This window comes from Lysinibacillus sp. BSL11 (assembly GCF_052928325.1).
The window spans coordinates 141540-168491 of record NZ_JAVGCX010000008.1 but is presented as its reverse complement, the minus strand read 5'-3'; the positions used below and the strand labels follow the sequence as shown (position 1 = coordinate 168491).

The following is a 26952-nucleotide window of genomic DNA, read 5'->3' as shown; positions in this document are numbered from 1 at the left end:
TTTGAAAAAATAGAGTCATACAGTAAAAGAGACGGAGGAGGGAAGATTTGCGCAAATTAACAGCCGGTGTAGGAGTCCTACTTAGTAGTTTGGTGGTAGGCAGTGGTATTTACTTTGATTGGTTTAATATTGGCGATAAAAAGGAGCCTGTTACGGAGGTTGATACTATTGGTGAGGCTATGACAATCATTGAAGAAAAATCAGTATACAGTACAAAAAAGGATGCATTGGTGGAGGGGGCTCTTCGTGGGATGGCTGATGCCATTAAAGATCCTTATAGTACGTATTACTCCAAGGAAGAGGCTGAGCAACATCGGCAAATGCTAGCTGAGGAACGAGTAGGCATCGGTATTGAACTAACAGAAAATAAAGGGAAGTTTATCGTCGTGTCACCTGTTCGCTCATCACCAGCAGAGAAAGCAGGCATGCGTTCACTCGATGAAATTGTACAAGTTGATGGGGTACGGATAGATGGGAAAACAATGAGTGAATTAATGCATTTAATTCAAGGTGAAAAGGGCACGAAAGTAACCATTGTTGTCTATCGTCCAAGTGAAGATAAGCATATTAAGATGACGATGGAGCGCGCAGCAATATCCAATAAAACGGTAACTAGTGAGGTAGTGAAGGTAGAAGATACAGCCATTGGCTATGTAGTGATCTCATTATTCGGTGAAAAAACCGCCAATGAATGGGTGGCAGAAACGAGTAAATTACTTCGTAAAGATGTGGAAGGAATTGTGATCGATGTACGGGATAATCCAGGTGGTTATTTACATAGCGTCGCAGCGCTACTGAGCACAGTATTGGACAATGGCAAAGTATTTGCATATATGCAAAATGCGGAAGGTGCTATGGAACCATTAAAAACGCAAACAAAAGGCTTTGATGAAAAATATATAGAAACAATGAATAAAATTCCAATTGTTGTTTTGCAAAATCAAGGTAGTGCATCTGCAAGTGAAGTATTGAGCGGTGCTTTAAAAGGCTGGGGACGCGCTTCACTTGTTGGGGTTAAGAGCTTTGGAAAAGGGACTGTACAAGAATCTTGGGAGCTTTCCAATGGCGGGGAGCTTAAATTATCAACCAACAAATGGCTAACACCAAAACGTGAATGGATTCATGGGCAGGGCATTGAAGCCAGTTTAATGATCGAGCAAAATGAATTATTTGCTTTTCAACTTCATCCACTAACGGGTAAGTTTAAAGTGGGTGATATGAGTGAAGAGATTTCCTATTCACAAAATGCCTTGCAGAAACTAGGCTATCAAATCGATCGTTTAGATGGCTATATGGATGAAACGACCGCAGAGGCCGTTAATCTTTATCGTAAACAGAAAAAATTAAAGCTAGCAGAAGATGAATTTTATATGGACACGACTTTCTTTAATAGTTTAAACGAAACGTTAAAGGATTTTAAAGCAGATCGTCAAAATGACCAACAATTCCAAATGGCCACTAGTTTTTTACTGCATACGATTGACCAATAAAACTTGCTGACAGAACAAAAATACCATAATACAAAGCTTTCTATGAGTTTGTACTACGCAAGCGTGTAGTCCTTTGATACAATAAATTCATAGTATTCAAGAAAGAAATGGCGGGTGTTCGTATGGTTAGTGAGATATTAATAGAAATTGTAACAGCGATTGGCCGCTTTTTACTCAACCCATTACTGTATATAGTCATAATATTTGCTATTATTTTAGGTTATCGTCGAGTAAAACAGGAGCGTAAATATTTTAATAGACGTATTATTTGGGGCTGGACGGAGCTAATCGGACAATGGAAAGATGGGTGGCTCTATGCACTAATTATTTCTGTCATTAGTATTGGAGCAGGTCTAACTGTCCCAAAGGAATTTTTAATCATTTTAACGGCAGTTTCTATAGTAGCACTTATCTTATTTGTCATGAATGCAATGTCACCTATTTTGACAATGGGGATTGCCACACTTGCCATATGGGGTATGTCCTATTACAATTGGTCATTTTCCTGGTGGAAAATTTCAGTAGAGGATGTCCATTTAGAGAGTGGTGCAATTGTGACAATTACCATTCTTGCGGGCCTTTGTGTCATTGCAGAAGGGCTATTAATTCGACGTATGGCGATGAAGGTTACAACACCTTGTATTGAGAAAACGAAGCGGGGTATGCAGGCAATTGTCTATCGGTCAAAAAATGTATGGGTATTACCTATTTTCTTTGTTATTCCTGGCGATTCGATTTCGGCTATATTCCCATATTGGCCACAGTTTACGATAGGTCATAGTAGCTTTGCACTTGTGTTATTTCCACTTGTCATTGGCTTTACTAAACTGACAAGAAAGGAATTACCAGCTTACATGTATCCAAAAATTGGCCGACCTGTTTTTTTACTAGGACAGCTTATTTTAATAGGAGGATTGGCTGCATATTTTGAGCCATTGATTGGATACATTACACTTGCAGTTGGTGTAATTATCCGTATTATAATTACTATCTACTATGCACAACAGGAAAAAACAGATCATTATGCAGTTGCGCCGAGTACGAAGGGTGCTATTATTGCAGCCGTGCTTCCTGATTCACCTGCTGAGAAAATGGGCTTACTTGCAGGGGAATGTATCCGCAAAGTAAATGGTGTGTCAATTTTTACAGAAAATGAGTTATACGAAGCACTGCAATTAAATGCAGCTCATTGTCGTCTCGAGGTTTTAGACCGAAACAATGAATTACGTTTAACGCAACATGTGATTTATAGCAATGATCATTACCGCATTGGATTATTATTAGCTGAGCCGAGGGAAGTATAATGGACGTTTTTGGGAAAATGATGTTAGCATTATTCATACCAGCTTTATTGGTATTACTATTCACTAGAATTACCTATAATCGCTATGTTGCATTATTATTAGCCATTGCACTTATTGCTGCCTCAGTATATGCAGGCTATACATCCCCACCTATTATTTTCGTCATTGATGCATTTTCATTAACAGTAGGCTTTTGGCTAGCAAGTAAAATGAATAAATAACGAAAGGTCAGTCCAGGCAATAAACTGTACCCTATAAGATAGACACTTGAAAAAGGTCATCTTATAGGGCATTTTTGTTTAATTGAAAAGAAAAGATTCGGAGCCACTACTATGACTAAGAACTTTTTAACACCCCACTAACAAAATGAATTAAAAAAGAATCCGTATGTAAAAGCTGTAAGCACAATAAAGCGATTACGTATACGGATGAGTTGACCTTTTTACATGAAAAATCGCACTGCTGCCATAATGATTACTCCTGCAACTACTGTAATCGATAAGCTTTTTGTGACAAGGGCAATAATAAGAGTAGGAACAAATGTAATAAAGACTGGCCAATCAAGTGTCACTACTTTGCCGCTTTCAGTATCTATTAAATTTTCAATGACAAGAGCACTTAATATACAAACAGGAATAAAACTAAGCCATTTTAGCACAACATCAGGTAGTGTTACACTACGCACAAAAATAAATGGAATGACACGTGGTAGCCATGTTACAAGTGCGCAGCCGATAATAAGCCAGACCATATAAGAAGTTGTTGTCATTTATCTGTCACCACCCCAATTGTTGCGACAATCACGGTTGCCAGGAGCACAGCTACATGTGAAGGGACTACAAAAGAAAGACCGTACATAATAACCGCCATATAGCCAATTAACTTGATATAATGCATGATTTTACTTTTGCCAACACTGCTCAATTGCAAAACTAAAAGTGCAATAAACATGGCAACCAAGGCAAAATCCAAACCCCATTTTTCAGGATTTGCTACCCACTGTCCTAAAAAGGCACCCGTAACACAAGAAAGAATCCAGAAGATATAGGCTGTTATATTTAACCCATCCATCCATTTACCGTATAATTTACCTGTTTGCATTTGCTTTGTTACTGCTACACCAAAGGTTTCATCCGTTAATAATGTACCAAAGCCAACATTTCTAAGCATGGAGTAGCGCGTAAAATGAGGTGCTAATGTTAAACTCATTAATAAATGGCGTAGATTCACTACGAAAATGGTTACAATGATAGCAGAGGCAGGGCTACTTGTTAAAAGAAGTGCACAAAAAATAAATTGTGCAGAGCCTGCGTAAATCAGTATCGTTAATAGCGCGATTTCAAGGACAGATAACCCTGAAGCGGAACCTACAACCCCAAATGCCAGTCCTATACTAATATAACCGAGTAATGTAGGCACGCAATCTTTCACGCCTTGTGAAAAACTGTCATTGGAAGAGCTTGTTGTGTCATCATGTTGAAGCTCTGTTGTACTTGTCATAAATAGGTCATCCTTTCTTGATAATTTCCATGTATACTATTGATGGAATTGTTTGATAGTTCTTGATGTTTATTAAAGTATACATATGTCTGATAAAATAAACAATAGAAATTGGTGAGTAAAGATGGAACAAATGAGTCGAAATTTAGCATTTCAATTAAAGAAAATTAGACAGCAACGTCATTTAAGTCTCGATGATGTGGCCAAAGCGACAGGTGTCAGTAAAGCACAGCTTGCACAAATCGAAAAAGGAGAGGCCAATCCGACTGTTTCAACAATTTGGAAAATTGCAGCGGGTATGCGTATGTCATTTTCTTCATTATTACAGCCGCCAACTGCTCATTACATGCGTTATAGCAGTAAAGATGTACCACATGTAGATGAGGATGAGGGACGCTATCGTGTCTACTCCATTATTCCGTATAATCCAGAGCGAGGCTGGGAGTTTTATAAGGTTGAAATGGAGCCAGGGGCAGTTAGTAGGAGTGAAGCCCATACAGAAGGGGTAGAGGAAACTGTAATGGTTATTAAAGGACAAGCAGTTATTTCTGCTGGAGACATGCATGAATTACTAGATGAAGGGGATACACTAGTATTCTCAGGGCATCAACCCCATGAATATCGTAATACTTCAGAAGGGTTAACAATTTTTCATTTAATTTTACAGTATAAATAGAGGTGTCGACGTTGAATGAATGGTTTACTGTAGAAAATATTGAACAGGTTGCGGCACAGTATCGAACGTTTGGCCCAATCATTGGTTTACTGCTCCCATTTTTAGAGGCATTTTTACCATTCCTACCATTAGTCGTATTCGTTGTGGCGAATGCCAGTGCATTCGGCTTATGGCTAGGATTTCTATTATCTTGGCTAGGCTCTGTAGCTGGCTCCTATGCAGTTTTCTTACTTGTGCGTCATTTTGGCAAACATCCAAGACTGCAATTTTTAACAGGTAGTAAAAAAGTACAGAAGCTTATTAAATGGGTGGATATGAATGGCATCAGCCCTCTTTTTGTCCTCCTCTGCTTCCCTTTTACACCATCTGTGATTGTCAATATTGTAGCGGGATTGTCACATATCCATAAAAAATTTTACTTAATCGTTTTACTTGCAGGAAAGTTTGTCATGATTTTAGGTATGAGTGTATTAGGCTATGATTTAAAATCGCTCTTGACAAGCCCAGTGAGATTGATAATTGCAGCTGTGGCCATTGTTATTTTATGGTGGGTTGGGAAGTTGATAGAGAAGCGTTTGAATGCCCGTGTCGAAAGAGATTTAAAGCAAGCGCGAAATTTGACGAAAAAGCAGGACCACCATGCCAGTTAGTAAATAATCTGTAGCCTCTTTCATTATGTGAAGAGGCTGCTTTTTTGTGTAATAAATCAACCTAATTATAGGTAGGTGAAGGTTGATAGATAGTATTTACTAGGTTTTTTCGATAGAATTTAAGATAGATGATTTATGTTGTTTTGAGTAGGCTGGGAAAACTGCTCCACCATAGATGAGAAGTGATCAATTGAATGGGGAAACTGCTCAAAAATCGGTGAGAAATGATCAATAGTGTGGGGAATCCGCTCCAAAATAGATGAGAGATGAGAAGTAATCAATCCAGTGAAAGAATCGCTCAAATAAAAGTACAAATCTTTATTTCAACAAAAGAGACACCCGCAACAGCAAGTTAATGAGGAGGGGGAAAGCAAATGACATTGCGTATTGTTTCAGGACGTTCGGGAACAGGGAAATCGGCATTTATTCATCAGGAAATTGTTGAGCAATTAAAGACAGATCCATTGGGGCATCCGATTTTCATTATAGTGCCTGACCAAATGTCTTATTCTACGGAATATGAGCTGACAAATAAGCATGGTTTACAAGGCTTGATTCGAGCACAGGTGATGACGTTTAAACGTTTAGCATGGTTGGTTTTACAGGAAACAGGAGGTATTGCTCGTAAAGAAGTGAATGGCTATGGCTATCGAATGCTTATTCGTAAACTTTTGGAGGAACAAAAAAGCGAGTTTTCCTTATTTCGACAAGCAGCAGGAAAACGTGGTTTTACGGAGGAAATTGAAACCCTTTTAAGAGAATTTAGTCGTTATAGCGTCAATAGCTCAGTCTTGGCAGAGGTAATGGAATCGTTAAAGGCAATAGATGCACCCAATACATTGCAGGCGAAAGCGAATGATTTACATGTTGTTTTGCAGGCATTAGAGGAACGCCTTGGTACGACATATGTTGACAGCGAGGGCTATTATCCGATTTTAACGGAGCAACTGAAGTATGCCGAAACGATGAAGCAAGCGACCATCTATATTGATGGCTTCACCGCTTTCACTGTGCGGGAGTTAGAACTGGTTCGTGAATTGTTAAAGGTAACGAAGCAAGTAACGGTCGTCCTTCCCTTTGATCATATTGATGAAGCCTATGATGAACAAGCTTTATTCCATGAAGCAGCCTTAACGAATCAACGTCTTCATGATATAGCAAAAGAAGAGGGCATTGATGTTGAATTACCAATACATTTTTATAAGACTCAAAGATTTCATTCTAAAGATTTACAGCATGTGGAGGCAAAGTTTGCTGATTTGGAGCCCCAAACGAAAAAAACTTCAGGAGATGTAACCGTGCTTGAAGCATCAAATCGTCGAGCGGAGGTACATGCGATTGCCCGGGAAATAACAAAACTGACAAGAGAAGACGATTTTCGCTATCAGGATATCGTACTTTTGTATAGACAAGCAGATCTATATGATCCACTTATTACAAGTATTTTCCAACAATATGAAATTCCTATTTTTACAAATACAAAAAAGACAATGCTACATCATCCATTAATAGAGCTAAGTCGTTCAGCCTTGGAGGTTATGACCTCTAATTGGAAATATGAGCCAGTTTTTCGTGGTGTCAAAACAGATTTGTTTTTTCCATTACAAGCTGAGTTAACAATTTGGCGTGAGCGAGCAGACCGATTAGAAAATTATTGCTTGGCACAAGGCATCTATGGAGAACGATGGTTTGAGGAGGCACGTTGGTTTTATAAAAAGTATCGCGGTCTAGAATTCCATTCGCGTTTACAAACAGATGAAGAGCGTGCAATGCAGGCAGAAATCGAGGCCATTCGAGATGAAATTCGCCAACCTCTAAAACTATTACAAGACAAGCTTGATAGCGCCAAGAATGGCAGAGATATTGCGACTGCTTTATTTGAACTTATAGAGTCATTACAGGTATATGACAAACTGCAAGCCATGAAAGATCGTGAGCTAGAGCGAGGTGACGCATTAGCTGCAAGTGAACATGAACAAGCTTGGAATGAATGGATTGCTGTTCTTGACCAATTCGTTTATATGTTTGGTGAGCAGGAGATGTCTGTAGAGCAAGCAGCCAAAATTCTTGATGAAGGCTTTGATACATTAGAATTTTCAAGAATTCCGCCAACCCTTGATGAAGTAATGGTGGCTACTGTTGATTTAGCTCGTTTATCCAATATCAAAGTCGCTTTTGTAATAGGAATGAATGATGGTGTTTATCCAACTCGGATGGAGTATGAGGGCTTGTTGTCAGATATCGAACGTGAATGGTTTAGTCAAATTGGCTATGAACTTGCCCCTACCTCTACTAATCGTTTATTACAGGAAAATTTCTTGTTCTATCGTGCTATTACAACGCCATCTAACAAATTGTATATGACCTATCCTACGGCGGATGAGGAAGGCAAGGCACTCCTAGCCTCACTTTATATTAAGAAAGTAATAGGAAATGACAAAAAGGCTGGGCTATTAAGTGGTGTATCGATAGAACGAGTGGTAATCGACCCGATTGAATTACTAGATGGAGATGTTTTACCATATTTACGCCATCCAAGGACTGCATTGGCACATCTAATGGTACAGCTACGTCAAGCTGAACATAGCCGTGAACTAGCTCCAGAATGGCTAGCTTTACAAAGATTTTATAAACAAGATCCTTATTGGGCACTCATTTTCGACCGCGTACTTTATCCAATTACCCATAAAAATGAGGCTGAGCCACTTGAAACCTATATTACACAGGAATTATATGGTCAGAAGCTAACATCCAGTGTGTCGCGAATTGAGAAATACTTCAGATGTCCTTTTTCTCATTTCACTACGTATGGTCTACGTCTTGAAGAACGAGCTGAGTATCGGCTAGAAACGTTTGCAATGGGTGACTTATTCCATGAGGCATTAAAGTGGATTACAGAGGAAACACATCGTCAGCAATTATCTTGGATTCGTTTAACAACAAAGCAAATTAAACAATTAGCACGTCAAGCAGTAGAACAAATTGTTCCAGTCTTTTCCCATCAAATCCTATTATCCAGTGCCCGCTATCGCTATATTCAGCGTAAGCTAATTCGAATTGTTGAGCGTACAATGACAGCACTGACACAGCATGCAAATGTATCACACTTCAAACCAATTGCAATTGAGGCGTCTTTTGGTCCTGGACAACATGAACAGCTACCACCATTAGAGATTGATTTGACTGGTGGTAAGAAAATGTTTATGCGTGGACGTATTGACAGAGTGGATAGTGCAACGATAGATGACCGCTCTTATTTGCGGATTGTTGACTATAAATCCTCAGCTCGTGACCTTGATTTAAATGAGGTTTATTACGGATTATCCTTACAGGTCCTAACGTATTTAGATGTGGCAATGGAAAATAGTTCTTACTGGCTATCAGGTGAAGCAGAGCCAGCAGGGGTACTGTATGTCCATGTCCATAATCCGATGCTGAAGCTGGATAAAGATTTGACGGACAGTGAAATAGAAGAGGATCGTTTAAAGCAGTATAAAATGAAAGGTTTGCTATCTGAAAATGCTGAAGCGATTTTATCGATGGACGAGCAATTGGAAGAAAGTAGTGGGCATTCAAAAATCATTCCTGTCTATATGAAAAAAGATGGAACACCGTCTGAATCACAATCGCGTATAGTTCCTGTCAATGATATGAAAAAGTTGCAACATTTCGTTCGTCGTAAACATCAGGAGGCAGGGAATGGTATCTTATCTGGTGATACGGCCATTAGTCCCTATAAATTAAAAGCCAAAACGGCATGTGATTATTGTCAATTTGCTGCAGTTTGCCAATTTGATCCATCAGATGGTAAACAAAACTATCGTCAATTAATGCAAGCAAAGCCGAATGATATTGTCGATAAAATTCGGAAGGAGATAGAATAGAATGGTACAAACAATTCCTGTTAAGCCAGTAGATGTCACATGGACAGACGATCAGTGGAAGGCCATTTATGCTAGCGGTCAAGATACGCTTGTATCGGCTGCAGCAGGGTCTGGGAAAACAGCGGTTCTGATCAATCGTATGATTGAAAAAGTCATTGCTACTGAAAATCCGATCAATGTAGATGAACTATTGGTAGTGACCTTTACAAATGCCTCAGCCGCTGAAATGCGTCATCGTATGTCTGAGGCATTAGAAAAGGCGATAGCAGAAAATCCAACATCTAATCATTTAAGACGGCAGCTTAGTCTTGTTAATAAAGCACAAATTTCTACACTGCATTCCTTCTGTTTAGCAATTGTGAAGCAATATGCGTACTTACTTGATATAGACCCAGGCTTCCGTATTGCCAATGAAGCAGAAATAGCATTATTACGAGATGATGTTTTAGCAGAAGTTTTAGAAGATGCCTATGATGCTGAGGATGAGGCTTCCGTCCAAGCCATCTATCGTCTTGTCGATAGCTTTACCTCAGATCGTGATGATCAAGCCATCGAAACGCTGATTAGTAAACTTTATGATACGTCTCGTGTCCATGCCGAGCCTCAAAAATGGCTTTGGAGCCTGCCGAAAGCATATGAATTAGCTGAGGAAGTGACAATAGATGATTTAGAGCTATCTCAATACGTCAAATTAACCGTACGTCATAGCCTGGAAGAGGCGTTTATGTTAATTTCTGAAATGCGCGCAATTACATTACAACCAGATGGACCTGCACCCTATGCTGAAACGGCAGAGGTAGATTTTGCTATGATTCAGGAAGGGATTCGCATTAGTCAAAGTGGGACATGGCAAGAGCTATTTGATTATTTTGCAACGGTTAAATGGTCTACCTTAAAGCGGGTATCGAAGGATGCACTAGTTAATGTAGAGCTGCAGGAGCTTGCAAAGAAAAAACGAGAAGCAGCCAAAAAAATGATGAATAAAATCAAGGAGACATATTTTGTTCGTACGCCTGCAAGGCTACTTGAGGAAATAAGGTTAATGGCACCGACCATTACTACGCTAGTTGAATTGACCACTACATTTAGTGAACAATTTCGACTAGCCAAGTTAGAACGGGGAATCATTGACTTTTCAGATTTAGAGCATTATGCACTTCAAATTTTAACGGTAGAGATAGATGGTGCACTTCATCCATCACCGGTTGCACTAGATATGAAAAAGCGTTTTAAAGAAGTACTTGTAGATGAATATCAGGATACCAATATGCTACAGGAAACCATCTTACAGCTTGTCAAAACGGGCGAAGAACAAGATGGAAACCTTTTTATGGTTGGGGATGTGAAACAAAGTATTTACCGTTTCCGATTAGCTGAGCCAAAGCTTTTTATGAGAAAATATAGTGAATACTTGGAGTCACCTGATGTAACGGGGATGCGAATAGATTTAAACGCTAACTTCCGAAGTCGAAAAGAAGTATTAAATGCTACAAACTATGTTTTTGCACAAATTATGGGTGAGCGTGTTGGTGAAATTTCTTATGATGACAATGCGTCACTAAAGCCTGCTGCACCCTATGATGAGAAAGAAATACCTGTTGAGCTGGTCGTATTGCATCCATCGCAGGAAGAGGAAACAACAGAAGAACTGGAAGAACTAAGCAATGAGGCAACGGAGCTTGAGGAATTAAAAAAATCACAATATGAGGCACGATTTATTATCGATCGTATACGTCAGATGATGGAAGATGGAACAACTGTATACGATACGAAAACAAAAACAGAGCGACCATTAAAGTATAGTGATATTGTGATTTTAATGCGCTCGATGACATGGTCAACAGACTTAGTGGAGGAATTTAAGCTGGCAGGGATCCCACTCTATGCAGAATCATCTAAAGGCTATTTTGACGCACTCGAAGTAATGATTATGTTAAATGTCCTGAAGGTAGTCGATAATCCCTATCAGGATATTCCCTTAGCCTCTGTACTGCGCGCACCGTTTGTTGGTTTAACGGAAAATGAGCTGGCGAAAATTCGTTTAGCCGATCAAAAGGTACCTTTTTATGATGCTTTACGACAATTTATTCGTAGTGAAGGACATGGTGTGCAAACCACTACATTTGAGAAGTTGCAACGCTTTATGCTGGCCTTTGAAAATTGGCGTGATTTAGCACGTCGTGGATCATTATCAGATTTAATTTGGAAAATTTATTTAGATACACACTATTATGAAATGGTTGGGGCAATGCCGAATGGCAAACAGCGTCAGGCAAATCTACGCGTATTACATGATCGTGCATTAATGTATGAAAAAACGGCATTTCGTGGACTATTCCGTTTTTTACGCTTTATTGATCGTATGCGTACGCGTGGCGATGATTTAGGTACTGCCAAAGCAATTGGCGAAAAGGATGATGTAGTACGTCTGGTGACAATACACTCATCCAAGGGTTTAGAATATCCAGTCGTCTTTGTTGCAGGAATGGGACGTCCGTTTAATAAAATGGATTTTCATCAGCCCTATATGTTTGATCAAGATTTTGGACTAGCTGTTAAGGCCATTGATCCCGAAAATCGTATCACATATACATCGTTACCGTTTTTAGCATTGAAGGAGAAAAAAGAACTGGAGATGCGTGCAGAAGAAATGCGTGTCTTATATGTTGCAATGACGCGAGCGAAGGAGCGTTTGATTTTAGTCGGCTCAGTGAAGAACTGGGAGAAAACACGCGACAACTGGCAGGACGCACAAAGTTTACCAATGGATGCACCGCTTCAAGAATATTTACGTGCAAGAGCTAATAGTTATTTGGACTGGGTTGGCCCAGCAGTAGCAAGACATGCAGATTTTGCAGCTGTAGCAAGCACATCTTATAAAGAAGTGGAGGATCAATCACATTGGTTGGTTCAAGCCATCGATACAAAGCATTATTCATATGAGATAGAGGCGATGAGTGATGAAGTACAGCAAGTGCTTGCGATACAAGAGGATGAGGACTTGCTGGCTGAAATCACTACCCGCTTTCAAGCGCAGTATGTCTATCAAAAATCTACAAGAAAGCGCTCCAAAACATCTGTTAGTGAAATAAAGCGATTAGAAAATTTACAGCGCCAGGAGGAACCTGAATTTTATTTTGCCTCTCCTATCAAGCAAAAGGCTTCGTCCATTGCACCTCGCCCCGCTTTTTTACAGGAGCAACAGCTAACTGGTGCTGAAATTGGTACAGCTGTGCACACAGTGATGCAGCATGTTCCTCAATATGGCTTTAGTCATATCGATGCTGTAAGGGACTTTGTGGAGGATTTAGTGACAAGACAGCTTTTAACAGAGGCGGAGGGCAAAGTAGTTCCGCAAGCGAAAATTTATCGTTTTTTTGAGACAGAAATAGGGCAACGCTTTCAACGCGCAAGGCAGATACGTAGAGAAATGCCGTTTACAATTAGTAGAATCGATGAAGATGGTGATGCTCAAATTGTGCAAGGGATCATTGACTGCCTATTTGAGGATGAATACGGTAATTGGGTCTTGTTGGATTATAAAACGGACCGTATACAATCTCATTTTGCGCAGGAGCCAGCCCTGTCAAAGGAAATACTAGGTCGTTATGCCGTACAGCTTCGTGTTTATAGCGAAGCCATTGAATCAATTTTACACATCAAGGTGAGCGATAAAGTATTATTTTTATTCGATAATGAACAGACCATACACGCATAAAAAACTTGTTACGGTCAAAGGGGGGCAAAGTTTTTTCTTGCCCTGCTTTCACCATAGCTGCTAGTCAAGAGGAGGCTATTTTGTGGAGTTAAAACCAACAATGTTGCAGGAACGAATAGCAACATTAGATATTTTACGAGGTATTAGTTTAGTAGGTATCTTACTTGTAAATATGTATACCTTTTATTTGCCAATGCCGCATATTGATTTGGCATCATGGTTTACAACCCCATCGGATATTGTTTGGCAGAAAAACATAGATATATATGTGCAAGGCAGCTTTTACCCGCTTTTTGCCATGCTATTTGGTTATGGGCTAGCCATGCAGTGGCAAAAGGCTCAAAGTCGTGACCAAAACTTTTATACGCTGGGGCTTCGTAGACTGTCCATCCTGTTTGCCTTTGGTTTTATCCATGCTGTGCTAATTTGGTGGGGCGACATCTTAATGATGTATGCATTTTGTGGCGTTTTCTTAGTGCTATTACTACGTTTGAGTCCCATCTGGCTATTAGCGAGTGCTTTGATTATTAATGGCTTGATGCAAGCTTTTATGCTCTTTGTAGTAGGGATTGTAAATTTTAATACAAAAGTAGATGATTACTTAGATATCGTATCAGTAGAGAAGGCCATCACGGCTTATGGGACAGGAAACTGGGTAGATGCCTTTATGCAACGCTTAACAGATTTATCGACGCAGGCAGGCATCGAGATGTGGTTTGTCGCACTGTTCACGATTTTACCGTATATGTTAATAGGTGCCGCTGCCTCTAAATGGCGTTTAGTAGAACGGGCTAAAGAACTAAAGTGGCTCTGGCTGTCGTTTGCAATTGCTGGATTGGTCATCGGTATTGGTATAAAAAGCTTATCTATTATGTTTACAAGAACATATTTACTAGATTATTTAAAGGTATACATAGGGGGGCCTGTTCTATCGGTGGGCTATATTGGGATCATTGTGTTACTTTGCTTAGTGCCAATAATGCCAAAGGTACTTAGTCCTTTTGCTAAAATTGGTCGTATGTCATTAACGATGTATATTCTTCAATCTATTATAGGTACTTGTTTATTCTACCAATTTGGCTTTGGCTGGTATGGTAAAGTAAGTGTAGAAACAGGGGTATTAATTGCTGTCGGCATTATTGTTGTGCAAATGATCATAGCAGAAATTTGGTTGTCTAAGTGGAAACAAGGGCCGTTAGAGACAATATGGCGTAAATTAACATATAAGCAAAAAGTAGAAGTGCATTAATATATTCCTCTTCACATGCATATTTTATGAAGATATAACAACTTATAAAAATGTTGTCGCAAAAATGAGGTAATTTCTATCATATTGTTGTATTATGTAGAAAAAAGAAGGAGCTCTTTCAATCATGAAAATTTTATCATTCAAATTAGGTGGACATGTAAGCTTTGGACCAAAAGTAAAAAAAGAAGAAGCGGTATGGGATGTACTCGCTATTCAAAGTGAACTTCAAGTTCTCCCTTCTTTTTCAAGCTCAATCGTGGATGGCATTGCTTTAGGCTTTGATTTTGTGGAACAGATTCGTAAATTAGTAGAAGCAGCAGAAAAATCAGATAATGCTAATAGTTTTAAACGTGAATTTACAGAGATCGAATGGCTTTCACCAATTCCACGTACACCTAAAAATATTATGTGTATTGGTAAAAACTACGATGAACATGCAAAGGAAATGGGTGCAGAAGCAGCACCAACGGATTTAATGGTATTCACAAAATCACCAACTGCAATTGCTGCAGATGGACAAACAATTTCCATTCATGCAGATCTTTCTTCAAAAATGGATTATGAAGGTGAGCTAGCTATCGTTATTGGTAAACGTGGCAAAAACATTCCTAAAAATTTAGCGTTTGATTACGTATTTGGTTATACAATTGCCAATGATGTAACAGCTCGTGATTTACAAGAGAAACATAAACAATTCTTCTTGGGTAAAAGCTTGGACGGTACTTGCCCTCTTGGACCATACCTTGTGACAAAGGATGAGATCCCAAATCCACAAGACTTAACAGTAGTCACAAAGGTTAATGATGAAGTACGTCAAAATGGCTCTACGAAAGATATGATGTTCTCTGTTGAAACGTTAGTAGCCATCCTATCTCAGCATGTAACATTAGAGCCAGGTGATGTGATTTTAACAGGTACGCCATCAGGTGTTGGCAAAGGGATGAACCCGCCACAATTCTTAAAAGCTGGAGATACAGTAAAAGTGTCTATTCAAGGAATTGGTACTTTAGTCAACCATTTTGAATAATAATATCAATCCGCGAGAGTCTATACTTCGCGGATTTTTTTACTACTTTAAGGCATAGTAACAGAAGTAAAAACTATGAGATGCAATGATTCCAAGTTTTAAATGATGTAAATTGTGTGAACACTATTGTAATATTTGAAACCCTTTCCATCGCATGGTAGGATAGAGTTTGATAGAAAAAGAATGAGGGGGACAAACATGAGTTTTTTAACTAGCCAAACGCATTTGCATATTACTACGTGGGTAGTAGGTATTGTCATCTTTTTAATTGCGGCACTAATGGGCAAGCAATCAAAAGGCTTACATATGACATTACGTCTGTTTTATGTACTAATAATCATCACAGGTGGAGCATTATTTATCGAGGCAATGGACTATGGTAAAGGTATGCTTTACGGATTTAAATTCTTAGGTGGTATACTTGTAATTGGTATGATGGAAATGGTATTAGTGCGCCAAAAGAAAAATAAACCAACAGCTATGTTTTGGATTTTATTTGCAGTATTCTTATTAATCACTTTGTTCCTAGGATTTAAACTGCCAATGGGTCAAGATTTCTTAGCATAATGATTTAAAAGTCGTGAAGTAGCTGCTTCACGGCTTTTATTTTGTAAACGAAAACGGAAGACGGAATTGACACCTTTTTGTCGTAATTCATTTCGCATTTGCGCAAAATCTTTGGAAAAGATAGCGACGTGACAGAGTTATTTGGTAAAATGACGTTGATTGGTTTGAAAGAGAGGGAATAACAGTGAAATTTAAGAAGTGGATAAGTGCGACGGCTGCATCACTTTTATTAGCAACTTCATTCGTAAGTACACCAGTAGCACATGCGGATGAATCAGCGACTAGAACAATAGCAGAGGAAAGCATCTATGATTTACTCGTTGACCGTTTCTTTAATGGCTCGGGCACAAACGATTTTGATACAAATACGCAGGACCCTTCGAAATTTGCGGGGGGCGATTTTACAGGTTTACAGGATAAACTGAAATTTATCGGTGAGATGGGCTATACAATTGTTTCTATTGGACCTATCTTTTCTACAGAGAAATATGATGGATCAATGCCCACAAGCTATACTACAATTGAACGTCATTTTGGAACAACGGAAGAATTTCAAAGTATTGTAGAGGCCTACAAAGCTAAAAATATGTCCATTATGGTGGATTTTCCACTTACAAATGTGAGTCCAAATCATGAGTGGGCAAAGGATGCATCGAAAGCGGATTGGATTGCATCTACCAATAATGGACAAGTACAATGGGATTTGTCGAATAAGGATGTGCAAGAGGCACTTATTCAAGCAGTAACTGAATTTGTTTCTACATATGACATCGGTGGTATTCGTTTAACAAATATCGCAGGGGCTGATACAGCGTTTATCAATGCAGTAATAACTGCATTAAAAGAGACAAAAACGTCACTTTATGTGATAGCAAATGAAGAAAGTGATGCTGACTTTGATGCAACTTTCTCACCTGTAACAGCAGATATCTATCGTAATATATTTAAAAACGTGGATATGGATTCTTCAAAATTAATGGAACCCTTCACAGGAGAAAAACCGACACAAATTATGGTGGATTCACTTGAAACCCATCGTTTTACATTTGACTCTGCTAATGAAAATATGTTCCCACCTACCCGCTTAAAAATGGCGATGGGTGCTTTATTTATGCTACCAGGAATTCCTGTCGTACAATACGGGACAGAAATTGCTATGAATGGGGAAGCAAAACCAGATACACACCAGCTTTATAACTTTAAAACAGACGAAGAACTAATTGATTATATTAAAAATGTTCAATCTTTACGTAATCAATCAGCTACTTTACGTAATGGTGATTTTGAAGTCATTACAAATGAAAATGGCCTTCTTGTCTTTACACGTTCTTCTGACGAAGAAAAGTGGGTAATCATGGTTAATAATACTGGTAAAACACAACGCGTCGACTTAACACCTGAACAACTTGGTGAAGGGAAAATGCTGAACGGTATTTTACATGAGGAAAAAGTTCGCATAAATGAAAAAGAAGTTTATCCTGTTATTTTAGACCGAGAAATGGTTGAAATTTATCAAGTTCGCAATGATGAAGGCTTAAACACTCCTTATATGGTAGCTCTTGGCTTAGTATGGGTGATCTTTATTGGCTTTGTTGTCATCATCATTAAACGAGGGAAAGTTCGTCGTCAGGAGCAAGACGTCCAATAATAATAACACGACAAAAAAGCATGCCAGGAGCCATCCTAGCATGCTTTTTATTAGCCTTCAAAGCTTTTATTTGTGAAGAAAATTGCAATAGTCCCAGGTCCGACATGTGAGCCGATCGCGGAACCTATCATGGTAATTTGCACAGCTTGAGGTGAAAAACGCTCCTGGATAGAGGCTTTTGCTTCATTCGCAAAGGCAGCGTCGTCACTATGGCTAATACCTACGATTTTATTTGTAAAGCTGCCACCACGCTCCTGCATTAAATCTAACATACGATTAAGTGCTTTTTTTCGACCGCGTGACTTTTCAATCGGTACAAGTTTGCCATCTTCTACATTTAAAATAGGCTTAATACTAAGAAGGCCGCCTAAAAATGCACTAGCTTTTGATACACGACCACCTTTTGCAAGGTAATCTAAGTCTTCTACTGTAAATAAATGCTCGACCTGAGGTGCAAGGGTATTTATTTTAGAGGCCATATCTTCTAAGGATACTCCTATATTTCGCAGTCGTACAGCTTCTTCCACGACAAGGCCATGTCCTAGTGATGCGCATTTTGAGTCGATAATGGCTAGTTTTAAGGAAGGATACTGCTCAAGTACCTGATTGCGAATCATTTGAGCAGTACTATATGTGCCTGATAATTCTGATGAAAACGCGATATAAATACCTTCTTCATCATTTTTGGCTAGCTCCTCAAAATGCTTCAAAAAGAGCTCAGGTGACACTTGTGATGTTTTTGGCTGAGCACCTTGGCGTATTGCATCATAGATCTCTTTGGAATCAATTGAAATCACATCTTCATATTCTTTGTTGTTCAATTGCACTCGTAAAGGGAGTAGCACGACATCATTTTCTTCATAGTAAGATTTTGGTAGATCACATCCACTATCCGTAAAAATCTTCATTCTCTTGTCCCCCTAATTTCAACTTACTTTTAAAGCTTTTTAACTTTCTTCAGTAGATACTCACTATAAATGGAAGGGGTACCACTGAATAAAGTTAAACTGGTAAAAATGGAATGTTAACTTGAACTTACTACTTAACTATGATAATTTCAAGCGATCGATGAGTATTTTTGCAATTCCATCATCATTATTCGTTGCAGTTATTTCATTTGCAATGTTTTTAAGACTTGAGATACCGTTCCCCATCGCTACACCAAGTCCAGCATATTCAATCATTTCTAAATCATTGTCTTCATCGCCAAACGCGATAATGCGCTCACGTGGGATACCTAAATCTTTTGCCACATGCGCTATGCCAACAGCTTTATTTAAGCCTCGACGCACAATTTCAATAATATGAAGAGGTGCGCCCCAGCGACGATGCTCGATGACTTCAGCATGCACTGCCTGTAAATGATCACGTATAATAACCGAATTGGCTTCATTTGCCTGAATCAGCAAACTTGTGGGATTTTCCAAGAGATGTGTGTATAAATCGCCAAGTGTAATTCTTGGATTCCCCATATTAAAAATATTTAAAATACGATCGTCTTCTGTGTGGACATAAATATCATCTTTTACCTCAGCGATAATATTTTCGTATTCATAACTGTTAATAGAATCAACAACATCATGTACGACACTTAAATCAATTGGTGTGTGCATATGTTGCCAAGAGACATTTTTAGGATGATGCACATATGCGCCATTAAAATTAACAATGGGTGTAGTGAGCCCAAGTTCATGATAATAAAGATCGCTTGCACGGTATGGACGTCCCGTCGCAATCATCACTTGATGCCCTTGTTCCTTAGCCTGCAATAATGTTTTTTTTGTTTTTGCAGAAATTTGTTGTTGATCTGTTAATAAAGTTCCATCTAAGTCTAATACGATTAAATGCGGTTTCATAGCTCGTTGCCCCTTTCCTATAGTTTGAATAGTATCTCTTTGTCTTACATTCGTCAAAATTTTGTCACAGTGAAAAAAGTTTGCTAACATAAAGATGAGATAATAGTTGGGAGTGACAATAATGTTTGTAGAAAAAGAAGTGTGGGGAAATATTCCTTTATTACATATACATACAGACAAGATGAATGAAGAAACCCCGGTAGTCATTTTTTTGCATGGCTTTATGAGTGCAAAAGAACATAACTTACACTATGCATACCAATTAGTGCATAAAGGGGTGCGTGTCCTATTGCCAGATGCAAAATTTCATGGTGAGCGTGGCGAAGGCCTAACGGAAATGCAAATGAATTTAAATTTTTGGGACATTGTTTTAAATTCTATTCATGAAGTACAACAATTATATGATGAATTAAAGAATAAAAATTTATTAGCTAGTCATAAAATTGGTATAGGAGGCACTTCAATGGGTGGCATCGTGACATCAGGCTGTCTGAAACTTTATGATTGGATACAAACAGCTGCAATATGTATGGGTGCACCTGGTTTTATAAAATTGGGTGAATACCAATTGCAACAATTTGCTAGAAGCGGAGTTAACTGGCCGATGTCAGAGGAAGACGTTGAAAAAGTTAATGAAGCCCTTGCTAAATATGATGTCAGTTTCACGCCAGAAAAATTCGCGGGTCGCCCTGTATTCTTTTGGCATGGAGAATTAGATAAAACAGTTCCTTTTCACGAAACATATAAATTTTATGAATCATTACGGGAATACTATGAAGCAAACCCTGAATATTTAAAGTTCATGGTGAACAAAAGGGCTGGACATGCTGTACCACGTGACGGTATGCTAGCAGCTACAGCATGGCTTGCACAGCATTTGGCATAACAGGGTGCATCTGCTATGATAAGGTTAACACTATGATGGAAGGAGAAATACGAATGGATCAGGATATGAAAGATAGCATGTTAGGTGCTTTAGAAAACGTAATTGACCCTGAGCTTGGCATTGATATCGTCAACTTAGGTTTAGTATATGATGTGGAATTAGATGATGAAGGTGTTGCAACTGTTACGATGACACTAACATCTATGGGTTGTCCACTTGGTCCAGTCATTGTGGATCAAGTGAATACGGCGTTAGGTGAACTTCCAGAAGTGAAAAGTACAAATGTTAATATTGTATGGAATCCACCTTGGTCGAAAGATAAAATGTCACGCTATGCAAAAATGGCATTGGGCGTACGTTAAGTTAAAATGGATTATTTAAAACCCTGCTTATTGAAAAATAAGCAGGGTTTTTGCTTGTAACGAAACTAATCGATACGGCATATTTGTAATGGACAATTTTCACAGGCAATTTCATTTTTTAAAAATTGTAAATCATGAATGGTAATAAATCCTTTATCAAAAGTGATAATCTCATGTTTTTTTAAATCATTCAGCATACGATTAATCATTTCCCGACTTGTCGCACACAAATTTGCAATTTCTGTATTTGTTAGCTGAAAATCAATAAAAATCGCGTCATTTTCTACAGGTTTACCATACGTATTGGACAGTCGAATGAGCGTTGAAAATAGAGCACCTTTTTTACCGTTTAACACTAAATCGCGCAAACGACTCTGATGCTTTAAGTTTTCTGTTTGTAGCCACTTCATGTATTCCACCATAACAGTCGGCTGCTCTTCTAGTAAATGCTCCAAAGATTTACGACTCAAAACATATAACGTAGAGGGTTCTAAAACTTTGGCAGTCATTGAATTATAGACAAGATTACAAAATAACGAACCTTCTCCTATTATGTTGTCATGGCCACAAATGCGAATGGTTAATTCCTTGCCCGTCTCGGATTCTTGGCTAATCGAAATAACACCTGATTGGATGTAATAAATTTCTTTTGCCCGCTCACCCTCTAGAAAAATTTTATTTCCTTTATTCACTTTGATAAAAACACCGTGGTTTTGAAAAAGATCTTTAATTTTTTCAAACATATTATCCATTAAAACCATATCTCCAACACATCGCTTTCTTTTTGTAATAAATGGCGATTATTACAAAAGGATAGTGGATTTCGATACTAAAACACAGAAACATATCATTATTATAACGTAAACTTCCATAATAAGTGAAAAATTTTTAGGGCGATTCCTTTGCTAAGCTTTGTCGAGTGATGTAAAATAAAGTTAGTCAAAAAAGGTCAAACTTTTTTCATATAAACAAGAGTGGGTATATAAATAATGAGAAATATGAAAACAAAGGAGTGCTAGCTATGCAATTTCAACAAACAGACAATAAAAAACCATTAGAACAATTTGGCCGCAATTTAATTGAAGAAGTAAAAAATGGCAAGATGGACCCTGTGATTGGGCGTGATGAAGAAATTCGAAATGTAATTCGTATTTTAACACGTAAAACGAAAAATAATCCTGTATTAATCGGTGAACCAGGAGTTGGTAAAACGGCGATTGTGGAAGGTTTAGCGCAGCGTATTGTAAAAGGTGATGTACCAGAAGGCTTGAAAGAATGCGTATTATATGAATTAGATATGAGTGCGTTAATCGCTGGTGCAAGTTATCGTGGACAATTTGAAGAACGCTTAAAAGGTGTGCTAAAAGAAGTAAAAGAATCAGAAGGACAAATCATTCTATTTATTGATGAAATTCATACGATCGTAGGTGCAGGGAAAACAGATGGCGCTATGGATGCAGGAAATATGCTAAAACCTATGCTAGCACGTGGTGAATTACACTGTATTGGTGCTACTACATTAGACGAATATCGTATGTACATTGAAAAGGATCCTGCCTTAGAACGTCGATTCCAGCAAGTACTAGTGCGTGAGCCATCTATAGAGGATACAGTATCCATTTTACGTGGTTTAAAAGAACGCTTTGAATTACATCATGCCGTACGTATTCATGACAGAGCAATTGTTGCGGCAGCAGAACTATCCAACCGCTATATTACAGAACGATTTTTACCTGATAAGGCCATTGATTTAATTGATGAGGCTTGTGCAATGATTCGTACAGAAATTGATTCAATGCCACAGGAGTTAGACGCAGTCACACGTCGTATTATGCAGCTTGAAATTGAGGAACAGGCATTGCGTAAGGAAAAGGACGAGGCAAGTAAAAAACGTTTGGAGCAATTACGTGAAGAATTAACAAAGTTAAAAGAATCCTCTGAGGGCATGCGTCAACAATGGGAAGCCGAAAAAGAAAAGCTACACGATATTCAGAAAAAACGTGAAACATTGGATAAATATCGTCGTGATCTAGATGAGGCAGAAAGTAAATATGATTTAAATAAAGCTGCTGAATTACGTCATGGTAAAATTCCGACACTTGAAAAAGACATTCAGGTCCTTGAAAAGGAATTAGAGAACGGTGCAGAATCTCGTATTTTACGTGAAGAGGTAACAGCAGATGAAATTGCTGCAATTGTTTCACGTTGGACAGGAATCCCTGTAACAAAATTAGTAGAGGGTGAGCGTGAAAAACTATTACGTTTAAAGGATACATTACATGAACGTGTGGTTGGACAAGATAAAGCAGTTCAATTAGTGACAGAAGCGGTATGGCGTGCACGAGCAGGTATCAAAGATCCACACCGACCTATTGGTAGCTTTTTATTTTTAGGTCCAACTGGTGTAGGTAAAACAGAACTTGCCAAGGCACTTGCTGCACAATTATTTGATTCAGAGGATCACTTTATTCGTATTGATATGAGTGAATACATGGAGAAACATAGTGTGTCTCGACTTGTTGGGGCTCCTCCAGGCTATGTGGGCTATGAGGAAGGTGGACAACTAACGGAAGCAGTTCGCCGAAATCCTTATTCTGTGGTGCTACTAGATGAGATTGAAAAAGCTCATCCTGATGTGGCGAACATTTTATTGCAAATTTTAGATGATGGGCGCATTACAGATAGTCAGGGACGAATGGTGAATTTTACAAATACAGTAGTCATTTTAACTTCGAATATCGGCTCTAGTTATTTAATGGAGGCAAAGGAAAATGATGCTGCTGTGGAGGACTTAGTTATGACAGCCCTACGACAACATTTTAAACCTGAGCTTTTAAACAGAATGGATGATATCATTTTCTTCCATGCATTATCTACTAAACATTTTACTGCGATTGCCTGGAAGTATGTGGAGCAATTGATTAAACGTGTCGCAGAGCAAGAAATTACTTTATCTGTCGAGCAAGAAGTCATTGATTGGGTAGTAGAGCAAGGGGCAGATGCCCAATTTGGAGCAAGACCACTAAAACGCTTTGTACAGCGACATATCGAAACAGCCGTTGCTAGAGAACTCTTACGCGGAGAAGTTTTACCAGGGGAGACGTTGCATGTGAAAATGCATGAGGGACAATGTGTTGTGGAAAAATAACAGAAAAAACCTGTTCGGCATGAAGCTGAACAGGTTTTTTCTAGCTGAATTAATGATGGTCTGCAGCTTCTGGTGTAGGGTCGTTTGGAATGATTGCTCCAATAATAAAGATAAGGATGGAGAATACAACAGAAACGATTGCTCCAGTTTTGAAATCAAATGGTACACCAAGTACAGAGCTGACTACGTAGTTTAACATAGAAACTAGTAGGAATGACCATATGAACGTTACGATATATTGCATTAATTTCACCTCAACCGAACTTTTTTCATCATAAGGTTTTACTCATATTCATTATCATATCATAACATAAATCAAAAAAAAATGAACCATTTATGTGAAACATGGCGATTTTGTCACAACAAATATGAGATTTAGTATTTTATGTTTGGTAATGTAAAGTATTTAGGAACAGCTCTGAAATAGGGGAATGCGCTCCTAAGCGAGTGAAAAGTGCTCCAAAAAGAAAGGACACCGCTCATACATGATGCAAAGCGCTCTGAAATGCTCCACAAAGTATGATAAAGCTCCTAAATAAGAATAACCTCATTTCATAAATTTCTTCACTTCTATAATCAAAGAACAATACCCTTAGCTGCATAAATTTTAAATCATCTTGCGTCATTCCTTTTATATGCGTTATAATTATGACCAGTTACTAATAATTGATAGTAAGAAAGCTGAGGGGTTGCTATATGAACGCTGGTATTATAGGAATAGGCAAATATGTTCCTGAGAAGGTCGTTACAAATTTTGATTTGGAAAAAATCATGGATACTTCTGATGAATGGATTCGTACTCGAACAGGCATTGAAGAACGTCATTTTGCGGCAGATGATCAGGAAACTTCAGATTTGGCAGTAGCTGCGGCAAAAGAAGCTATTGCAAATGCGGGTATTACGCCTGAGGAAATTGGTTTAATTCTTGTAGCAACTGTCACACAGGATCAAACTTTTCCAAGTGTAGCTTGTATGGTTCAGGAACAACTCGGAGCAGTGAATGCTGCAGCAATGGATCAAGCAGCAGCATGTGCAGGATTTATATATAGCTTAGTGACAGCTAAGCACTTTGTTGAGGCAAATGCTTATAAATATGTCTTAGTAGTAGGTGTTGAAAAACTGTCGAAAGTCGTTGATTGGGAAGATCGCAATACAGCTGTATTATTTGGCGATGGTGCCAGTGCAGCTATCATTGGGCAAGTCTCTGAAGGTAGAGGTATTCTATCCTTTGAACTTGGTGCAGACGGTACAGGCGGAAAGAATCTTTATTTAACGAAGCAAGATACAATTGCGATGAATGGTCGTGAAGTGTTTAAATTTGCTGTTCGACAAATGGGTGAATCGGCTGTTAATGTATTAGAGAAAGCAGGATTAACAAAAGAAGACGTTGACTTCTTAGTGCCTCATCAGGCAAATATACGTATTATGGAATCTGCACGTGAGCGTTTAGAGCTACCACCAGAAAAAATGTCAAAAACGATTCATAAATACGGAAATACTTCAGCAGCATCTATTGGTATTTCCTTGGTAGATGAGCTTGAAGCAGGTAAGATTAAAGAGGATGATTTATTAGTCCTTGTAGGTTTTGGTGGCGGCTTAACATGGGGTGCCGTAGCCATGAGATGGGGAAAATAAGTAGGAAAAATGCTTGAGGGGAGTAAGACAATGAGTAAAAGACGAGTAGTAATTACAGGAATTGGCGCAGTTACACCACTAGGAAATAGCATCGAAGAAACATGGGCAAACATTAAAGCTGGTAAATCTGGTATTGGTGAGTTGACACGCTTAAATAAAGATCTTTTTGCAGCAAAAATCGCCGCAGAAGTTAAGGACTTTGATATTGAAAAATATATTGATCGTAAAGAAGCACGTAAAATGGATCGTTTCACACAATACGCATTAGCGGCTTCTATTATGGCAATGGAAGATGCACAGTTAACAATTGATGAAGAGCTAGCTCCACGTGCAGGTGTATGGATTGGTTCTGGTATCGGTGGAATGGAAACATATGAACAACAATTTTTAACATTCCAAGAGCGTGGCGCAAGACGTGTTAGTCCTTTCTTTATTCCAATGATGATTCCTGACATGGCATCAGGCCAAGTCTCTATTCACTTTGGTGCAAAGGGGATTAATTCTTGTTCTGTAACGGCATGTGCTTCAGGCACAAACTCTATTGGTGATGCCTTTAAAGTAATTGAGCGTGGAGATGCTGATGTAATGATTTCTGGTGGGGCTGAATCACCAATCGTAACAATGGCAGTTGCAGGTTTTTGTGCCAATACAGCACTATCATTAAATCAAGATCCACAAGCAGCATGTCGCCCATTCGATAAAAACCGAGATGGCTTTATTATCGGAGAAGGAGCGGGTATTGTCATTTTAGAAGAATATGAACATGCAAAAGCTCGTGGTGCCAAAATCTATGCTGAAGTTTTAGGTTATGGTGCAACAGGGGATGCGCATCACATTACGGCTCCAGCTCCAGAGGGTGAAGGTGCAGCCCGTGCGATGACGCAAGCGTTAACAGATGGTGGTGTAGAGCCATCACAAGTTGATTATATTAATGCCCATGGTACAAGTACGCCATATAACGATTTATTCGAAACACAAGCTGTGAAGACTGCTTTTGGTGATCATGCGTATAATCTTGCGATGAGCTCAACAAAATCTATGACAGGTCACTTATTAGGAGCAGCTGGTGGTGTGGAAGCTATTTTCACAGCATTAGCCCTTAAAGAAGGGATTTTACCACCTACAATCAATTTAAAAGATCCTGATCCTGAATGTGATTTAGATTATGTTCCAAACGAAGCAAGAGAAGCAAATATTCAATATGCAATGAGTAATTCTCTTGGTTTTGGTGGTCATAATGCAAGTCTTCTATTTAAAAAATATGAAGCATAATAGATAAACATAAAAAACGTCAGCCAAATTTAAATGGCTGACGTCTTTTTTTATAGTTTTGTGAATAAATGATAAGTAAG

General features: G+C 38.6%; 22 protein-coding genes. 16 read left to right on the top strand and 6 right to left on the bottom strand.

From position 1 onward, the window contains the following. Window positions 1-47: 47 nt before the first annotated feature. The 3 genes from RCJ95_RS11610 to RCJ95_RS11600 all read left to right on the top strand — a co-directional run bounded on the left by RCJ95_RS11610 (window position 48) and on the right by RCJ95_RS11600 (window position 3015). Window positions 48-1490, top strand: a complete 1443-nt coding sequence (locus RCJ95_RS11610; RefSeq protein ID WP_004227506.1) for a S41 family peptidase — start codon at window positions 48-50, stop codon at window positions 1488-1490. Window positions 1491-1612: 122 nt separating this feature from the next. Next, complete coding sequence (locus RCJ95_RS11605) at window positions 1613-2794, top strand: PDZ domain-containing protein (protein ID WP_257521199.1); 1182 nt, start codon at window positions 1613-1615, stop codon at window positions 2792-2794. Further along, window positions 2794-3015, top strand: a complete 222-nt coding sequence (locus RCJ95_RS11600) for a DUF2198 family protein (RefSeq protein WP_004227503.1) — start codon at window positions 2794-2796, stop codon at window positions 3013-3015. Before RCJ95_RS11605 ends, RCJ95_RS11600 begins: the two co-directional genes overlap by 1 nt. Window positions 3016-3236: 221 nt before the next feature. Here RCJ95_RS11600 and RCJ95_RS11595 read toward each other — a convergent pair whose 3' ends face one another. Further along, window positions 3237-3563 carry an AzlD domain-containing protein gene (locus tag RCJ95_RS11595; RefSeq protein ID WP_048392045.1) on the bottom strand — a complete coding sequence of 109 codons (327 nt, stop codon included), beginning with the start codon at window positions 3561-3563 and terminating at the stop codon, window positions 3237-3239. Continuing rightward, the gene (locus tag RCJ95_RS11590) at window positions 3560-4294 is read right to left on the bottom strand and encodes an AzlC family ABC transporter permease (RefSeq protein ID WP_446722335.1); all 735 of its coding nucleotides are present in this window, start codon (window positions 4292-4294) and stop codon (window positions 3560-3562) included. Before RCJ95_RS11590 ends, RCJ95_RS11595 begins: the two co-directional genes overlap by 4 nt. A gap of 124 nt (window positions 4295-4418) precedes the next feature. On the opposite strand from RCJ95_RS11590, the gene RCJ95_RS11585 reads away from it, so the two are divergent. The 8 genes from RCJ95_RS11585 (at window position 4419) to RCJ95_RS11550 (ending at window position 17713) form a co-directional block, all read left to right on the top strand. Then, complete coding sequence (locus tag RCJ95_RS11585; protein WP_048392043.1) at window positions 4419-4970, top strand: helix-turn-helix domain-containing protein; 552 nt, start codon at window positions 4419-4421, stop codon at window positions 4968-4970. 11 nt (window positions 4971-4981) lie between these two features. Beyond that, the gene (locus tag RCJ95_RS11580) at window positions 4982-5620 is read left to right on the top strand and encodes a TVP38/TMEM64 family protein (protein WP_004227497.1); all 639 of its coding nucleotides are present in this window, start codon (window positions 4982-4984) and stop codon (window positions 5618-5620) included. Between the two features lie 374 nt (window positions 5621-5994). After that, window positions 5995-9504 carry a helicase-exonuclease AddAB subunit AddB gene (gene addB, locus RCJ95_RS11575; RefSeq protein WP_313150284.1) on the top strand — a complete coding sequence of 1170 codons (3510 nt, stop codon included), beginning with the start codon at window positions 5995-5997 and terminating at the stop codon, window positions 9502-9504. A 1-nt stretch (window position 9505) separates the two neighbouring features. Next, a complete protein-coding gene (gene addA / locus RCJ95_RS11570; RefSeq protein ID WP_313150283.1) occupies window positions 9506-13222 on the top strand; it encodes a helicase-exonuclease AddAB subunit AddA in 3717 nt (1238 codons plus the stop codon). An 82-nt stretch (window positions 13223-13304) separates the two neighbouring features. Further along, entirely contained in the window at window positions 13305-14471 is a 1167-nt protein-coding gene (locus RCJ95_RS11565) for a DUF418 domain-containing protein (protein WP_313150282.1), read from the top strand. Between the two features lie 124 nt (window positions 14472-14595). Further along, the gene (locus tag RCJ95_RS11560) at window positions 14596-15498 is read left to right on the top strand and encodes a fumarylacetoacetate hydrolase family protein (protein WP_221679496.1); all 903 of its coding nucleotides are present in this window, start codon (window positions 14596-14598) and stop codon (window positions 15496-15498) included. A 198-nt stretch (window positions 15499-15696) separates the two neighbouring features. Then, a complete protein-coding gene (locus RCJ95_RS11555) occupies window positions 15697-16065 on the top strand; it encodes a YisL family protein (RefSeq protein ID WP_004227486.1) in 369 nt (122 codons plus the stop codon). 184 nt (window positions 16066-16249) lie between these two features. Further along, entirely contained in the window at window positions 16250-17713 is a 1464-nt protein-coding gene (locus RCJ95_RS11550) for an alpha-amylase family glycosyl hydrolase (protein ID WP_221679498.1), read from the top strand. A gap of 50 nt (window positions 17714-17763) precedes the next feature. Here the strand turns inward: RCJ95_RS11550 and RCJ95_RS11545 are convergent, their stop codons facing one another. Together RCJ95_RS11545 and RCJ95_RS11540 are read right to left on the bottom strand one after the other, a co-directional pair. Next, window positions 17764-18621, bottom strand: a complete 858-nt coding sequence (locus tag RCJ95_RS11545; protein ID WP_274771665.1) for a DegV family protein — start codon at window positions 18619-18621, stop codon at window positions 17764-17766. A 138-nt stretch (window positions 18622-18759) separates the two neighbouring features. After that, window positions 18760-19569, bottom strand: a complete 810-nt coding sequence (locus RCJ95_RS11540; RefSeq protein WP_205441354.1) for a Cof-type HAD-IIB family hydrolase — start codon at window positions 19567-19569, stop codon at window positions 18760-18762. A 121-nt stretch (window positions 19570-19690) separates the two neighbouring features. On the opposite strand from RCJ95_RS11540, the gene RCJ95_RS11535 reads away from it, so the two are divergent. Both RCJ95_RS11535 and RCJ95_RS11530 read left to right on the top strand, forming a co-directional pair. Beyond that, a complete protein-coding gene (locus RCJ95_RS11535; RefSeq protein ID WP_337976237.1) occupies window positions 19691-20455 on the top strand; it encodes a prolyl oligopeptidase family serine peptidase in 765 nt (254 codons plus the stop codon). A 53-nt stretch (window positions 20456-20508) separates the two neighbouring features. Further along, window positions 20509-20817, top strand: a complete 309-nt coding sequence (locus RCJ95_RS11530; protein WP_004227477.1) for a metal-sulfur cluster assembly factor — start codon at window positions 20509-20511, stop codon at window positions 20815-20817. Window positions 20818-20882: 65 nt separating this feature from the next. Here the strand turns inward: RCJ95_RS11530 and RCJ95_RS11525 are convergent, their stop codons facing one another. Next, window positions 20883-21569 carry a Crp/Fnr family transcriptional regulator gene (locus tag RCJ95_RS11525; protein WP_446722334.1) on the bottom strand — a complete coding sequence of 229 codons (687 nt, stop codon included), beginning with the start codon at window positions 21567-21569 and terminating at the stop codon, window positions 20883-20885. A gap of 269 nt (window positions 21570-21838) precedes the next feature. Between RCJ95_RS11525 and RCJ95_RS11520 the strand changes: the two genes are divergently transcribed. Next, complete coding sequence (locus RCJ95_RS11520; RefSeq protein ID WP_274771667.1) at window positions 21839-23965, top strand: ATP-dependent Clp protease ATP-binding subunit; 2127 nt, start codon at window positions 21839-21841, stop codon at window positions 23963-23965. 49 nt (window positions 23966-24014) lie between these two features. On the opposite strand, the gene RCJ95_RS11515 is transcribed toward RCJ95_RS11520, so the two are convergent. Further along, the gene (locus tag RCJ95_RS11515; protein ID WP_004227469.1) at window positions 24015-24209 is read right to left on the bottom strand and encodes a YjzD family protein; all 195 of its coding nucleotides are present in this window, start codon (window positions 24207-24209) and stop codon (window positions 24015-24017) included. Window positions 24210-24661: 452 nt separating this feature from the next. Here RCJ95_RS11515 and RCJ95_RS11510 point away from each other — a divergent pair, with 452 nt between their 5' ends. Together RCJ95_RS11510 and fabF are read left to right on the top strand one after the other, a co-directional pair. Continuing rightward, the gene (locus tag RCJ95_RS11510) at window positions 24662-25600 is read left to right on the top strand and encodes a beta-ketoacyl-ACP synthase III (RefSeq protein WP_221679511.1); all 939 of its coding nucleotides are present in this window, start codon (window positions 24662-24664) and stop codon (window positions 25598-25600) included. A 30-nt stretch (window positions 25601-25630) separates the two neighbouring features. Further along, window positions 25631-26872, top strand: a complete 1242-nt coding sequence (gene fabF / locus RCJ95_RS11505; protein WP_048392031.1) for a beta-ketoacyl-ACP synthase II — start codon at window positions 25631-25633, stop codon at window positions 26870-26872. Window positions 26873-26952: the final 80 nt, after the last annotated feature.

Bases quoted from the DNA above. Each gene is read 5' to 3' on its own strand.
- RCJ95_RS11545 (WP_274771665.1), bottom strand. From the start codon at position 18,621: ATGAAGATTTTTACGGATAGTGGATGTGATCTACCAAAATCTTACTAT.
- RCJ95_RS11560 (WP_221679496.1), top strand. From the start codon at position 14,596: ATGAAAATTTTATCATTCAAATTAGGTGGACATGTAAGCTTTGGACCA.
- addB (WP_313150284.1), top strand. From the start codon at position 5,995: ATGACATTGCGTATTGTTTCAGGACGTTCGGGAACAGGGAAATCGGCA.
- addA (WP_313150283.1), top strand. From the start codon at position 9,506: ATGGTACAAACAATTCCTGTTAAGCCAGTAGATGTCACATGGACAGAC.
- RCJ95_RS11585 (WP_048392043.1), top strand. From the start codon at position 4,419: ATGGAACAAATGAGTCGAAATTTAGCATTTCAATTAAAGAAAATTAGA.
- RCJ95_RS11530 (WP_004227477.1), top strand. From the start codon at position 20,509: ATGGATCAGGATATGAAAGATAGCATGTTAGGTGCTTTAGAAAACGTA.
- RCJ95_RS11555 (WP_004227486.1), top strand. From the start codon at position 15,697: ATGAGTTTTTTAACTAGCCAAACGCATTTGCATATTACTACGTGGGTA.
- RCJ95_RS11595 (WP_048392045.1), bottom strand. From the start codon at position 3,563: ATGACAACAACTTCTTATATGGTCTGGCTTATTATCGGCTGCGCACTT.
- RCJ95_RS11520 (WP_274771667.1), top strand. From the start codon at position 21,839: ATGCAATTTCAACAAACAGACAATAAAAAACCATTAGAACAATTTGGC.
- RCJ95_RS11515 (WP_004227469.1), bottom strand. From the start codon at position 24,209: ATGCAATATATCGTAACGTTCATATGGTCATTCCTACTAGTTTCTATG.
- RCJ95_RS11540 (WP_205441354.1), bottom strand. From the start codon at position 19,569: ATGAAACCGCATTTAATCGTATTAGACTTAGATGGAACTTTATTAACA.
- RCJ95_RS11605 (WP_257521199.1), top strand. From the start codon at position 1,613: ATGGTTAGTGAGATATTAATAGAAATTGTAACAGCGATTGGCCGCTTT.
- RCJ95_RS11590 (WP_446722335.1), bottom strand. From the start codon at position 4,294: ATGACAAGTACAACAGAGCTTCAACATGATGACACAACAAGCTCTTCC.
- fabF (WP_048392031.1), top strand. From the start codon at position 25,631: ATGAGTAAAAGACGAGTAGTAATTACAGGAATTGGCGCAGTTACACCA.
- RCJ95_RS11600 (WP_004227503.1), top strand. From the start codon at position 2,794: ATGGACGTTTTTGGGAAAATGATGTTAGCATTATTCATACCAGCTTTA.
- RCJ95_RS11535 (WP_337976237.1), top strand. From the start codon at position 19,691: ATGTTTGTAGAAAAAGAAGTGTGGGGAAATATTCCTTTATTACATATA.
- RCJ95_RS11510 (WP_221679511.1), top strand. From the start codon at position 24,662: ATGAACGCTGGTATTATAGGAATAGGCAAATATGTTCCTGAGAAGGTC.
- RCJ95_RS11525 (WP_446722334.1), bottom strand. From the start codon at position 21,569: ATGGATAATATGTTTGAAAAAATTAAAGATCTTTTTCAAAACCACGGT.